The sequence below is a fragment of the Gluconobacter roseus genome, from assembly GCF_046058915.1.
GTDB lineage: Bacteria > Pseudomonadota > Alphaproteobacteria > Acetobacterales > Acetobacteraceae > Gluconobacter > Gluconobacter roseus_A.
This window is the reverse complement of sequence record NZ_CP175538.1, coordinates 1,935,390-1,948,489: the sequence shown is the minus strand read 5'-3', so window position 1 is coordinate 1,948,489 and position 13,100 is coordinate 1,935,390. Positions and strand designations below refer to the sequence as shown.

The following is a 13,100-nucleotide window of genomic DNA, read 5'->3' as shown; positions in this document are numbered from 1 at the left end:
CGCCAAGGCCGCGAATGAACACAAAAAAACCCACCCGGTGACGGGTGGGTTCTGCAGGAAATCAGAAGGTTGCAGCACTCAGTTGCGCTGGAAACCGGCCATTGCCGAGCGTGAAAGATCTTCCAGAAGATCGACGGCGCTTTTCGAATCGTTCAGGCAGGGAATAAGAGCAAATTCCTCTCCCCCTGCTTCCATGAACTCTTCCCGAAGCTCGTTTCCGATTTCGTCGAGAGTCTCAAGGCAGTCCACCATAAACCCTGGCATGATAACGGCGATTTTCGTGATGCCCTGTTTCGGGAGAGCCGTGACGAAGGGCGCCGTATAGGGCTGAACCCATTCGAGTGGTCCAAACCGGGACTGGAACGTCAGCGGCATCTGCGCTTCATCAAGATCCAGGGTCTTGCGAAGGGCAGCAATGGTCCGCTCGCATTCGTCGCGATATGTGTCGCCCTTTTCAATACAGACCTTGGGAAGCCCATGGAACGAGGCCACGATCTGCTGCGGCTTGAAGTTCAGCCCGGCCAGCGTCTCCCGCACGGATGTCTCAAGAGCGCGGATGAATGCGGGATGATCCGGAAATGACGGTACGGTCAGCACGGCCGGCTGGCGACGCAGGCGCATGAGTGCCCGAAAAAGCTGATCGTTGGCGGTTGCGGTCGTCGTAGCGGAATATTGCGGATAAAGCGCGATGCTGACGATCCGGTCACAGCCCTGATCCATCAGGCTTTCAACAGCCTTCGCAACAGAAGGGCGACCATAACGCATCCCCCATTCAACGGGGACGCCATCGGCACGGAGCCGTTCCGCCAGACCTTCGGCCTGCTTGCGCGTATAAACCCGCAGCGGAGAAGCGTTTTCTTCCTTGTGCCAGATCCGCGCATAATTTGCACCACTAGCAAAGGGACGTTTTGTCAGGATGATGCCTTGGAGGATCGGCTGCCAGATCAGGGGAGGACTCTCGATGACACGCCGGTCAGAGAGAAATTCGCTCAAGTACCGCCTTACCGAGAAATAGCCTGTGTCGTCAGGCGTCCCGAGATTGATAAGGAGAATACCGGTCTGGCCTTCTGGCGGAGGAGCGATACGGGGGGTTTTGTGAAGAAATGCCATAGTGCCCTCTACTCTGGAACCGGGAAGGCACTTAGGAAAGAGGTAAAGCGTCTGGAGATACGCGCCCCTTACGGGACGCTATCGTCGATGCCTTACTTTCGCATAGGAAACATCCGGTTTCCGCGTCCCTTGCAACATAGTATAGGCAAACACCGCAACAGCGATTGTCATCGGACCAACATACGGCAGAAGAGTATTCGTCAAAGCCATACTTGCCTCCTTTGAGCCTTTGGAAAAGATTTTCTGGTGGGCTCAATTCAGAGATTGAGCACATCGCGTCTGCGTTTCAACAAAAAAATTCCGAATTCTTCAAAAAACATTCAAGGAAATGAAATATTCCTCTGTTTTCAGCATCTTAAGAGAATACGACTCTGCATCATCTTGCCTGCTGATGGCAACCATCCCATCTCAAAGCTGTTACAGACGCACAGTCCGATTTTGAAACAAGGATTTCCAGACATGGCTACACAGGATCCCGTCATTTACGTTGTTGCCGACGGCGAAAAAGCCCGCTTCCTGCGCCTTGAAGGCCCGCAGCTCCGCACCATCGCAAGCTTCGACCTGCACAAGGGTTCCAATGCGGAGACGGATGTCGGCTCCATCAAGGCACCGCGCGAAAACCCGCATGAGCAGCTCAAGGAACATTTCACCCGCGATCTGGCTGACCACATCAACAAGGCCGCGCAGAACAGCGATGTGGAAGGAATCCTGCTTGTTGCACCGGCGCAGGCCATGCATGAAATCCGCGAGCATCTCGACAAGCCGACGAACAAGAAGCTCTTCAAGACGGTGGTCAAGGATCTCGTCAATACGCCTGACCACGACCTGCTGAAGCATCTCGACCGTCCGGAAACCGGCTGGCCCGAACTCGCTTCCGTCTGATTCCGGTCAGATCTGCGGGAGGGCTTTCAGACAGCCTTCCCGCAACAGGGGGTTGCCTCGCTTCGATCATTTCTGGTCAGGCCAATGGCGGCCCCGAAGACTTCAGATCCGTCTGGCAAGCGCCAGATGCAGATTTCCCCGCGTCTGTTCCAAAAGCGGCTCGATATCAGCCAGAGCCACTCCACGCCGCAACAGAACAGCCCGTTTCGTATTCCCCTGGACCAGTTTGAGGACTTCACGCGCCTCCTCGGCCGTTCCACCAGCCAATTCCATGACCATCCGCTCTGCACGGGCCTGAAGCTTGTCGTTGCTGATGCGCATATCCACCATGCGACCCCGATAGACATGCCCCAGACGCGTCATCAGCGCCGTGGAAAACAGGTTCAGCGTGACTTTCTGCGCGGTCCCTGCGGCCATGCGCGTTGACCCCGCCAGAACCTCGGCACCCGTCGGAATACAGATCCCGAGTTCCGCTTCCCGAAGCAGACGCGATTCCGGATTGCCGCTGACACCGATTGTCAGCGCCCCCACTTCCCGCCCGACCTGAACAATGGCGCAGGTATAGGGCGTGTTACCGCTCGCTGCGACGCCGATCACCACGTCATGTTCATTCGGATGATGTTCCATGAGATCAAACCGCGCCTGATCTTCCCGGTCTTCCGCGCCCTCGGCGGCCTGTGTCGTCGCCCCGGCCCCGCCAGCCAGTAACAGGACGAGCTTCTCCGGAGCGAGACCAAAGGTCGGCGTCAGTTCAACACCGTCCTGCAACCCGATCCGCCCGGACGTCCCCGCCCCCCATAGACCAGCCGGCCACCGGCCTGAAGCCGGGGCACAGCGGCCTCAACAGCCTGCTCAATAGATGGCAATGCCTCCCCGACACGGTCCAGAGCCGCCTTCTGGGACGTCAGAAGCCGGTCCAGAAGAACATCGAGCGACAGGCGCTCGATATCCTCATTGGCCGCAAGAACCGTCTCGGTACGGGATGACGTCATCACTCAGTCTTCGTCTTCATCCGGCACTTCGTTGCGACGGAACAACTGCCCATCCTTCAGAAGCCCCTGCTCCACAATGCTTTCCGCAATTTGGACCGCATTGAGGGCCGCGCCCTTGCGCAGATTGTCGGATACGCACCACAGCGCCAGACCGTTCTCGACCGACGGATCAATCCGCAGGCGGGAGACATAGGTTGCATCCTCACCCACACATTCGATCGGCGTGACATAGCCGCCGTCTTCGCGCTCATCGCGCAGGATCACGCCCGGTGCCTTGCGCAGCGCCTCGCGTGCCTTCTTTAGATCAACCGGCTTCTCGCATTCGATGCTGATGGCCTCGGAGTGACCGATGAACACCGGAACGCGCACGCAGGTCGCCAGAACCTTGATGTCCGGGTCCATGATCTTGCGGGTCTCAACCGCCATCTTCCACTCTTCCTTGGTCGCACCGTCATCCATGAAACGGTCGATATGGGGAATGACGTTGAAGGCGATCTGCTTGGTGAACTGCGCAACCGTCGGCGGATCGTTGACGAATGTGCCCTTGGTCTGGGCGAACAGCTCGTCCATCCCGTCCTTGCCGGCGCCCGAAACGGCCTGATAGGTCGAGACCACGATACGCTTGATCCGGAACAGGTCATGCAGCGGCTTGAGCGCCACCAGCATCTGCGCGGTCGAGCAGTTCGGGTTGGCGATGATGCCACGGCTGGCCTTGCCGATTGCCGTCGCGTTCACTTCCGGCACGATCAGGGGCACGCCCGGCTCCATGCGGAAATGCGACGTGTTGTCGATCACCACACATCCCGCAGCCGCAGCTTTCGGCGCATAGACGGCCGAAACCGCACCACCCGGCGAGAACAGCGCAATGTCCCAGCCCTTGAAGTCGAACGTCTCGAGGTTCTGAACCTTCAGGACTTTCTTGTCCCCGAAAGAAATTTCACGTCCGGCCGACCGTGGAGAGGCCAGCGCCACAACTTCATCGACCGGAAAGTCCCGCTCCGCCAGAATTCGCAGCAGTTCACGCCCCACCGCACCCGTGGCGCCAACAACCGCAACCCGATAACCCATGATCTTTTCCCGTTCCCTGAAAATCAGCCCGAAAAGGGCAGACGCTTTAAAAGCGCCGACAGACGGTGCCGCCGCAGTTCGTAGCGGGCCTTGCGCCCCGTCGCCATGTAGTTGAGCTGGATCGCATACCGCGTTCCCACGAACTGCCGGTGCCCGTGCCAGGTCGCCGGACCGTTCGGAAACACGAGCAGCGTCCCTTCCGCCGGCGTGACCTCAACATCGAAATCCTCGACGTCATCCGGTCCGTTCAGCAGCCGCAGACAGCCATCGCGTGATGCCCAGTCCTCGCCCCGCGGGTTCAGATACAGCAGGATCGTAACCAGCTTGGCCTCAGAGTCCCGATGGATCCGCCCGTCCTTCTCCCGCGTGCGCCCGCGCACTGTCAGCATGGTCGGCGCATCCGCCAGATCCAGCCCGAATTTTTCAGCCACCAGTGCCTTGAGTTTCGGCCCCTGCAGTTCCGCAATCATGGCCGAGACACGCGGCGTCAGCTTCAGCGCTTCCGGCGGAAAGGAGCCGCCGGATTTCATCTCCGGCAGGTCCGAGACAACTGCCTTCAGATCGTCATTGCCGATGAAATGCGGCACCACCACATGCGGAAACGGTTTTTCCGCAACAGGCGTGCTCTCGAACGCATCATAATCAAGGGAAATCCTGCTCATGGCGCAGGAGGCTAGACGCGGCCCACGTCTGCGACAAGGCCTATTCCACACATGTGAGACCTGCCTTTTGCGAAAGAATATTACCCCCGCAGCAGCCTGTGTGCCTTCACCATCCGGCTTGTTGCCAGATAGCGGACATATCCTGCCCCCAGACGGTTTGCACCGCCCGTGCAGACATGGGGTTTCGGCTGGGACGAAACCTGCCCGTTCCATACTGTATGCAGAAGGCGCGGATCGATCCTGCATTCCAGCAGTCGATGATCCACACCCGACTGACCGGCATCATCCGTCAGAACAGTATGCGCGGAGAGATCATCGCGCCGGGGGCCATCAGCCGCGAGGGACATTCCTGTCAGGGCAAAAACATTTCCTGTCACAACCGCCAGAAACAGCAGAGCACGCATGTGCGGAACTCCCATCTCAACGAGGCCGGCTCAAGACCGGTCACCGGACTAGACGACTCTCGGCCCTCAAAAGTTGCGGCAACTTTGTGGCAGAGCAGACAGATTTTTGCCTTCAAGCGGTCCGACCACTGGAATCCCACATGATTTTCCTGCCTCAATTGCTTTCCATTTTCCGACCCAAGGCGTTCTTTCATGAACACACGTTCTCTGGTCCTTCCCGAACTTCTTCCACTCCTTGAGGAAATTCCGACCGTCGATCTTTCTCCTGAATCCCTGCCCGCATTCCGGAGCGGACTGGAACAGACTGCTGGCCAGTCCTTCCTTCAGGCCGAAGACTATCCCGTCACCCTTGAGCGCCTGAACATCCCCGGCACGGATAACGCACCCCCGATCCGCCTTCTGACCGTCCGTCCCCGCAAGGAAGCCACAGGCCCGCGTCCAGCACTGCTGCATCTGCATGGCGGCGGCTATTTCGCAGGCCAGCCCGAGCTCACCACTACCCAGCTCTGCCAGTTCGCACAGGAGATGGATTGCGTGGTCATCTCCCCGGATTACCGCCTCACCCCCGAGCACCCGTTCCCGGCCGCGATCGAGGACGCCTACACAACGCTCTGCTGGATCACCCGCAATGCCGACACACTCGGGATCGACGCTGCCCGCATCGGCCTGACCGGCGAAAGCGCAGGCGGCGGCCTTGCTGCGGGACTGGCTCTGCTGACCCGGGACCGCGAAGGGCCGACGCTGCTGTTCCAGAACCTCATCTACCCCGTGCTCGACGACCGCACGATTACGGGCCAGCCTGACGCTTCCCGGTAGGGGGCGAGTTCCTGTGGACTCGCGCCAGCAACACCTTCATGTGGACGGCCCTCCTCAATCCCGTAGCGCCCGGTTCGGCAGACGTCTCGCCCTATGCCGCTCCCGCCCGCGCAACCGACCTGTCCGATCTGCCCCCGGTCTATCTGTGTGTCGGCGCGCTGGACCTGTTTCTGGATGAAGATCTCGCCTATGCGCGGCGCCTGATCCATCAGGGCATCTCCGTAGAACTGGAAATCGTGCCCGGCGCCTGCCATATCTTCGACCAGACAGACACACCGGTCGCCACCCGTTCCATCGCACGCCGGATCGACGCCATGAAACGCGGCTTCGGTCTCTGACAAAGGATGTTCGGGAAAGGCAGAGATTGGCCCTCTTCTGCCAGTCCGCTAAACTGTGCGGCCATATGACAGCCCCCGGACCCGCCTCTCCCCGGCAGGAGCGCGGCCCCCGGGGACACAGGAGACGAGTTCATGGGCGACCATCATGATGACCGGGACGCCATCAATGGCGAAAACACCGTCTATCTGGCGGAGCTGCACACACGCTGGCAGCACGACCCCGCATCCGTGGACCCCGCCTTCGCATCCCTGTTCGAGACCCTCGGCTCCGATCGCCTGAGCGGCCCGGACACAGCTGATCAGAATGATGCCAGTGCCGAGAGCCTGAAATTCGCCTATCGCTTGCGTGGACATTCCATCGCAGCGCTGGACCCGCTCGGCCTCGCTCCCACACCCGAGATTCCTGAACTCACACCGTCAGGTGTGGACCGGGATCTGATCGCCCGTCTGCGCCGCGCCTATTGCGGCACGACAGCCGCCGAGTTCATGCATCTGCAGGACCCGGCCCAGCGCCAGTGGTGGATCGACCGTCTGGAAAATCCCGCCCCTGGCCCGTCACTGGACCAGAAGCGCATTCTCCTCGCCCTCACCCGCGCCGAGGGCTTCGAGCAGTTCTGTCAGAAGCGCTTCATGGGCATGCGGCGTTTCGGGCTCGAAGGCGGCGAGAGCGTCATTGTGGCCCTGCGGACCCTAATCGATGCTGCCGCACAGGATGATGTGCGTTCCGTCTCGCTCGGCATGCCGCATCGTGGCCGCCTGAACGTGATGGCCAATATCCTGCGCAAGCCGTTCGCCGCCATTTTCAGCGAATTCGCCGGCGCCTCCTTCAAGCCCGATGACATCCAGGGCTCCGGAGATGTGAAGTACCATCTTGGCACCGCCACCACGCTTGAACATGCCGGCCACACTGTCCGCATCTCGCTCCTGCCCAACCCGTCGCATCTTGAAGCCGTGGACCCGGTCGTGCTCGGCCGCGTCCGCGCCGATCAGGACCGCGAAAAGGATCGGAACCGCCAGCACCATCTGGGCATTCTCGTTCATGGCGACGCCGCCTTCGCCGGACAGGGCGTGGTGTATGAAACCCTCAGCCTTTCGAAGCTGGAAGGCTATCGGACGGGTGGGACGGTTCACGTCATCATCAACAACCAGATCGGCTTCACCACCGTCCAGTCCGACGCCCATTCCGGCCTGCACAATACCGACATTGCCAAATCCGTTCAGGCTCCGATTTTGCACGTCAATGGCGACGATCCCGAAGCCGTCTCACGCTGTGCATTCCTGGCCCATGAATGGCGCCGCACGTTCCAGTCCGACATCGTGCTGGATGTCGTCTGCTATCGCCGTCACGGCCATAACGAGACCGACGAGCCCGCCTTCACGCAACCCACGATGGTCCATGCCATCCAGTCCCGCGCCACGACACGCAGCCTTTATGCCGATCACCTGATCCGCAGCGGCGTCATGACCAAAATCGAAGTCGAGGACATGTGGACCCATTTCCAGCATCGTCTGGAAGAACAGTTCGAAAAATCCAAAACCTATCAGCCCGATGGCACGGACTGGCTGGACGGTCCCGAAGATCCGACGCGTCTGCAGGACGAACAGGATCGCATCCAGCCCATGACCGGCGTGCCTCTCAGGCGCCTTCAGGAAGTCGGAGAGGCCATCGGCACGATCCCTGAAGGGCTGGCCGTTCATCCGCGCTTGGCCCGGCAGATCATCGCCCGCGGCAAGGCCGTCGCCGATGGTGGTCCGATCGACTGGGCCACGGCCGAGGCCCTTGCTTTCGGCACCCTGTCGATGGACGGACATCCCGTCCGCCTGTCCGGGCAGGACAGCCGCCGCGGCACGTTCAGCCAGCGTCATGCCGTCCTGTTCGATCAGGACACGGGACGCGAAGACACGCCCCTGACCCATATCGCGCCCCATCAGGCGCCACTGAACATCTGGAACTCGCCGCTCTCGGAATATGCTGTCCTCGGCTTCGAATACGGCTATTCCCTCGGCGATCCGGAAGCACTGGTCCTTTGGGAAGCGCAGTTCGGCGATTTCGCCAATGGTGCGCAGATCATCCTCGACCAGTTCATCGCATCGGGCGAAACCAAATGGCTGCGGACCTCTGGCCTGACCCTGCTCCTGCCGCATGGTTATGAAGGCGGCGGTCCGGAGCATTCCTCGGCCCGTCCCGAGCGCATCCTCCAGCTTTGCGCCGAAAACAACATGCGCGTGTGTGACATCACCACGCCCGCCAACTATTTCCACGCCCTGCGCCGCCAGATTGCCCGACGCTGCCGCAAGCCGCTGGTCGTCTTCACGCCCAAATCCCTGTTGCGCAATAAGGACGCCGTCTCGATGCTTGACGCCATGGGGCCGCACACGCGCTTTCAGCCCGTCATCGCGGACCCGGCAAAGGAAGACGGCGCACGGCGCATCATTCTGTGCACCGGCAAGGTCTATTATGATCTCGCTGCCGAACGGACGCGCCAGAACCGTGACGACGTCGCCATCATCCGCATCGAGCAACTCTACCCGTTCCCGCATCACGCCCTGATGGAGCAGCTTGTCCGCCACCCGGATGCGGAACAGGTTCTGTGGTGTCAGGAAGAACCGCAGAACAATGGCGCCTGGATTTTCGTGGACCGTCGCATCGAACGCGCGCTGCGCGGCTGCAATCATCGCGTGCAGCGCCCGGACTATGTCGGTCGCGAAGGCGCGGCCTCACCCGCGACCGGTCTGCCAGGCGCTCATGCGGCCCAGCAGGCAAAACTGGTTCAGGACGCCCTGTCCTGAACCTTTTTACGTCAGGAAAACCTCAGGTCGGGCCGCCCTGATAGCCATAGCTGCTCCGGCCCGCCCCGACATTCCCATAGTCGTCGCCACGGAACTGCCGCGACCCCTGACCACCATAATCCGGCCCACAGGCCGCAAGAGCCGCCAGCAGCGCAAGCGCCACCCCAATCCGAGCACGCGTCATCAGCGTTTCCCCTTAATGTCGTTCCGTTGCGCCACCCTACGCCGCAAAACGGCCATGCGCTACAGTGTGCCCCTAGCAGGAGACGATGGTTTTTACAGATTTTACAGGGAATTGGTGAACCGGCTGGGACTCGAACCCAGGACCATTCGATTAAAAGTCGAATGCTCTACCAACTGAGCTACCGGTTCATCCGCACGCTGGCTACCCCACAACCCATGAGGGCGTCAACCTCATCTCCCTGAAAAACAGGCGTTTAAGCGGGGGGCCTGCATGGTTTCCCACGCCGAAAGAGGCTATGGCCGCCAGACAGTCTGTTTTACGGACGGCTGTTCCTTTTTCAGCTTCATAAGGAAGAGACAGATGTCCATTCAGATTCTTCCCGGTCTCTTTCTCGAAGAAGACGAACTGAAAGTGACCTATATCCTGGCTTCCGGCCCGGGCGGACAGAACGTCAACAAGGTCGCCACCGCCGCACAACTCCGGTTTGACGCTGCCCGATCCCCGGCCCTTTCCGACCGTATCCGTACGCGGCTGATCGAACTCGCAGGCAGTCGCGCGACCCAGAATGGCGAAATCATCATCACAGGTCGCCGCTTTCGGACCCAGCAGCGAAACCGTGAAGACACCATCGAGCGTCTGGCAGAGCTGATCCGCAAGGCAGCTCACCGCCCGACATTCCGCGTTGCCACACGTCCGGGCAAAGCGGCGCGACAGCGTCGCCTGGATGGCAAATCCCACCGGGCTGGCATCAAGCGCAACCGGAAGGTCCGTCTCGACGACTGAGCAGGCGCAGGCCGGAACAGAGCCAACGCGCATTTATGCAACTTCGCCCTGCATCTGATACGCTCAAGTAACATAGAATCGCACCATTCATCCCCTGAGCACCTCGATGCCGCACGGGCGCTTTTGAAAATATGTTTCCCATTTGATACCACTTTGGAAACATCATGTCCGGAACAGGTAGCCCTACAGGATTTTGTTGCTCTTATGCAACAGGCAGAAAATCTGTCACACGAATCATTTTTGCTACTTTCATGTAACGAGATTTTATCATTACTCTTTCGAAACCCCCTCTGAACCCAAGAGCGGCGTCTCATGGAGGTATAGATAGTAGTAATGAAGTACCGGCATCGCATCTCCCTGCTCATGACAACGGCCGTCTCGGTCATGCCCTGCATGTCAGCCATGGCCGCAACGACCACCACCGATCAGCCTGCCACACGTCATCACAGCGCAAAGCCTACCAGCGCCGCTCACGCTGCCGCCCGGCCTGCCACAGCTTCAACGGCCAAGCCTGCGGCCGCACCGCGCCACAAAAAGACCGATGTCAATTTCACGGGCGAAGCCGAAACGATCAACGTCACCACCGGCACCCATGCGACGAACCGCAAGGCCCGCGAAAGCACGTCCCCCGTCACCGTAGTCTCTGCCGCAACGCTCCGCCGTTCCGGCATGCTGAACCTTTCGGATGCCCTGACCCGGACCTATGCCTCCATCAACGTTGTGGCCATGGGCGCGGATTCCGCAGCCCTGACGTCCTCCATCCAGATGCGCGGTCTCGGCCCGAACGAAGTGCTGGTTCTGGTGGACGGCAAGCGCCGCCACAACACGGCGAACATCACCGCCGATGCGGGTCCGCAGTTCGGCTCCACGGGCGCCGATCTGAACACGATCCCCGCAAATGCCATCGACCATATCGAAGTGCTCGAAGACGGTGCGGCCGCGATGTACGGCTCGGACGCAATTGCAGGTGTGGTGAACATCATCACCAAAAAGCAGGCCCACAGCATCCAGACCACCGTACAGACCGGCGCAAACGCCTATAACGGCGATGGCTGGCAGTACAAGGTCGGCGCTGATGGCGGCGTGAAATGGGGCAGTGACGGCTACCTGCACCTCAGCGGCGAAGTCTATCACACGGATCACATGGTCGTCGGCGCGCGGGACCACCGCCTGATCGGAAGCTGGCCCACCAACGCCAACACAACGGGATACTATAACGGTATCGTTCCGAACGCGATGAACGTGCCCGCTGATTCTAACAAGATCATGAGCACGCCGGAAGAGACCCGCGAAAGCCTTGCCATCGACTTCGGCAAGACCATCACCGAAGGCGTGAATTTCTACGGCCTCATCACCTATATGCACCGCCACGGCGAAGCGTATGAAAACTACCGCACGCCCGTCATCGCGCCCACCATGTATCCGGCGGGCTTCTCCCCGCTCGAAACATCGGAAGAAAACGATTACGCTGCTACGCTTGGCCTCAAGGGTGACAATTTCTTCGGGTTCGACTGGGATCTGAGCACCACATACGGCGCGGATGGCAACAAGATCGGCAACAAGAACACCGCCAATACGGGCATGCTCGCCAGCACCTGCTCAACCGATCCGACGTCATCCTATTATTCGACAGATGGCTGCGGCTGGTCGCCCAACACGACGCGCGCTGAAACCTATCGCATGGCGCAGTGGACCAACAATCTGGACTTCCGCCGCCACTTCAATATTGCCAACGTCGTTCCCATGACGCTGGCCTTTGGTGGCGAACACCGCCTCGAAACCTATGAAATCAAGGCTGGCACCCCGCCCTCCTATGAACTGGGCGGCACGCAGGGCTATGCCGGTCTCGGTCCCAACAGCGCCGGCAACTGGAGCCGTGACATCTGGGCCGCCTATGTCGATGGCGACTTCCACCTGCTCCCACACTGGGATCTCGATTTCGCAGGACGCTTCGAGCACTACACAGATGTCGGCAACACGGAAAACGGCAAGGTCTCGACGCGCTATGACGTGAGCAAACGCATCGCGATCCGTGGCACGATCAGCACCGGCTTCCGCGCTCCAACGCTGGCAGAACAGCATTACAGTGCCATGAACGTGGACCCGACCGGCGCCTCCGGCCTGCTGCCCGTCAATTCGACAGCCGCCCGTATTCTCGGCGCCAGCGCCCTGAAGCCGGAACGCTCCGTCAGCGCCAGCGGCGGCATCGTCCTGGAGCCCGTGAAGAACTTCCATGTCGAGGCAGACGTCTATCAGATCAATCTGCGCGACCGGATCGTGGGCGGTGGTACCGTCAATGGTCAGCCCGCCGTCGATGCCATTGAAGCCATGGGATACTCCCTGCCTCTGAACAGCATCACGCTCGACAACGTCTCCGCCTACTACATGACCAACGGCGCCAGCACCCGCACGCAGGGTCTCGACATCAAGGCGGACTACATGTTCCGCTTCCACAATGCCGGCAACCTGAACCTCAGCATGGCGCTGGACCTGAACCGGACGCGTCTGCACCACAACGGAACGGACACCAACGGCAATCCGCTGCTGAACGCGCAGAACATCGGCTACATCACGACCGCCTATCCGCGCAGCAAGATCATCCTGAACGCGTTTTATACGATCGGGAAATGGGACTTCAACGTCCGCCAGACCCGCTACGGCGAAACCACGGACATGCTGACCTACTCTGACTGGACGGACCAGACGCTCACCTGCCCGAGCGGCGGCAAGCTGGCCTATTCCAACAGCTGCTTTGCGCAGTTCAAGAATACACCGCGCTGGCTGACGGATATCGAAGTCGGATACCGCTTCAACAGCCACTGGCATCTGGCGATCGGCGCGAACAACATTTTCAATGTCCGCCCCCGTCGCGTTCCGCAGATCAACAACTCCCGCGGCGCCCAGATCTACGACCAGTTCTCGCTGCAGGTCCCCATCACGGGCGGCTATTACTATGGACGGATCAACGCCAACTTCTGAGACCGTTTTTCCAACTGCCCACAGGAAAAGGCGTCCCATACAGGGGCGCCTTTTTTGTTGAGGCTGTGCTTCAGACCAGCGCCTGGGAAAAT

The 13,100-nt window shown here is 60.2% G+C and carries 11 protein-coding genes, 1 tRNA gene and 1 pseudogene; 6 read left to right on the top strand and 7 right to left on the bottom strand.

The annotated features are described in order from the left end of the window. Positions 1-78: 78 nt before the first annotated feature. Positions 79-1,110, bottom strand: coding sequence for a ferrochelatase (gene hemH, locus ACJ2A4_RS09055; RefSeq protein ID WP_408872577.1), 1,032 nt, complete (start codon positions 1,108-1,110; stop codon positions 79-81). A gap of 459 nt (positions 1,111-1,569) precedes the next feature. On the opposite strand from hemH, the gene ACJ2A4_RS09050 reads away from it, so the two are divergent. Further along, on the top strand, positions 1,570-1,992 hold the full coding sequence (locus ACJ2A4_RS09050) for a host attachment protein (protein ID WP_408872576.1): 423 nt from the start codon (positions 1,570-1,572) through the stop codon (positions 1,990-1,992). A gap of 102 nt (positions 1,993-2,094) precedes the next feature. On the opposite strand, the pseudogene ACJ2A4_RS09045 reads toward ACJ2A4_RS09050, so the two are convergent. The 4 genes and pseudogenes from ACJ2A4_RS09045 to ACJ2A4_RS09030 all read right to left on the bottom strand — a co-directional run bounded on the left by ACJ2A4_RS09045 (position 2,095) and on the right by ACJ2A4_RS09030 (position 5,118). Further along, positions 2,095-2,984 (bottom strand): annotated as a pseudogene (locus ACJ2A4_RS09045) (N-acetylmuramic acid 6-phosphate etherase). A gap of 3 nt (positions 2,985-2,987) precedes the next feature. Beyond that, the gene (locus tag ACJ2A4_RS09040; RefSeq protein WP_408872575.1) at positions 2,988-4,052 is read right to left on the bottom strand and encodes an aspartate-semialdehyde dehydrogenase; all 1,065 of its coding nucleotides are present in this window, start codon (positions 4,050-4,052) and stop codon (positions 2,988-2,990) included. 23 nt (positions 4,053-4,075) lie between these two features. Then, on the bottom strand, positions 4,076-4,714 hold the full coding sequence (locus ACJ2A4_RS09035; protein ID WP_408872574.1) for a 2OG-Fe(II) oxygenase: 639 nt from the start codon (positions 4,712-4,714) through the stop codon (positions 4,076-4,078). A gap of 80 nt (positions 4,715-4,794) precedes the next feature. Next, entirely contained in the window at positions 4,795-5,118 is a 324-nt protein-coding gene (locus ACJ2A4_RS09030; RefSeq protein ID WP_408872573.1) for a hypothetical protein, read from the bottom strand. Between the two features lie 192 nt (positions 5,119-5,310). Here ACJ2A4_RS09030 and ACJ2A4_RS09025 point away from each other — a divergent pair, with 192 nt between their 5' ends. The 3 genes from ACJ2A4_RS09025 (at position 5,311) to ACJ2A4_RS09015 (ending at position 9,062) form a co-directional block, all read left to right on the top strand. Then, positions 5,311-5,934, top strand: a complete 624-nt coding sequence (locus ACJ2A4_RS09025) for an alpha/beta hydrolase (protein ID WP_408872572.1) — start codon at positions 5,311-5,313, stop codon at positions 5,932-5,934. A 38-nt stretch (positions 5,935-5,972) separates the two neighbouring features. Then, positions 5,973-6,272, top strand: coding sequence for an alpha/beta hydrolase (locus ACJ2A4_RS09020; protein WP_408872571.1), 300 nt, complete (start codon positions 5,973-5,975; stop codon positions 6,270-6,272). Positions 6,273-6,404: 132 nt separating this feature from the next. Next, on the top strand, positions 6,405-9,062 hold the full coding sequence (locus tag ACJ2A4_RS09015; protein ID WP_408872570.1) for a 2-oxoglutarate dehydrogenase E1 component: 2,658 nt from the start codon (positions 6,405-6,407) through the stop codon (positions 9,060-9,062). A 22-nt stretch (positions 9,063-9,084) separates the two neighbouring features. Here the strand turns inward: ACJ2A4_RS09015 and ACJ2A4_RS09010 are convergent, their stop codons facing one another. Beyond that, the gene (locus ACJ2A4_RS09010; protein WP_167494581.1) at positions 9,085-9,246 is read right to left on the bottom strand and encodes a hypothetical protein; all 162 of its coding nucleotides are present in this window, start codon (positions 9,244-9,246) and stop codon (positions 9,085-9,087) included. A gap of 112 nt (positions 9,247-9,358) precedes the next feature. Continuing rightward, positions 9,359-9,434, bottom strand: a tRNA-Lys gene (locus ACJ2A4_RS09005). Between the two features lie 172 nt (positions 9,435-9,606). On the opposite strand from ACJ2A4_RS09005, the gene arfB reads away from it, so the two are divergent. After that, positions 9,607-10,029 carry an alternative ribosome rescue aminoacyl-tRNA hydrolase ArfB gene (arfB, locus tag ACJ2A4_RS09000; RefSeq protein ID WP_194259753.1) on the top strand — a complete coding sequence of 141 codons (423 nt, stop codon included), beginning with the start codon at positions 9,607-9,609 and terminating at the stop codon, positions 10,027-10,029. Positions 10,030-10,362: 333 nt separating this feature from the next. After that, complete coding sequence (locus ACJ2A4_RS08995; protein WP_408872569.1) at positions 10,363-13,008, top strand: TonB-dependent receptor plug domain-containing protein; 2,646 nt, start codon at positions 10,363-10,365, stop codon at positions 13,006-13,008. Positions 13,009-13,100 lie beyond the last annotated feature (92 nt).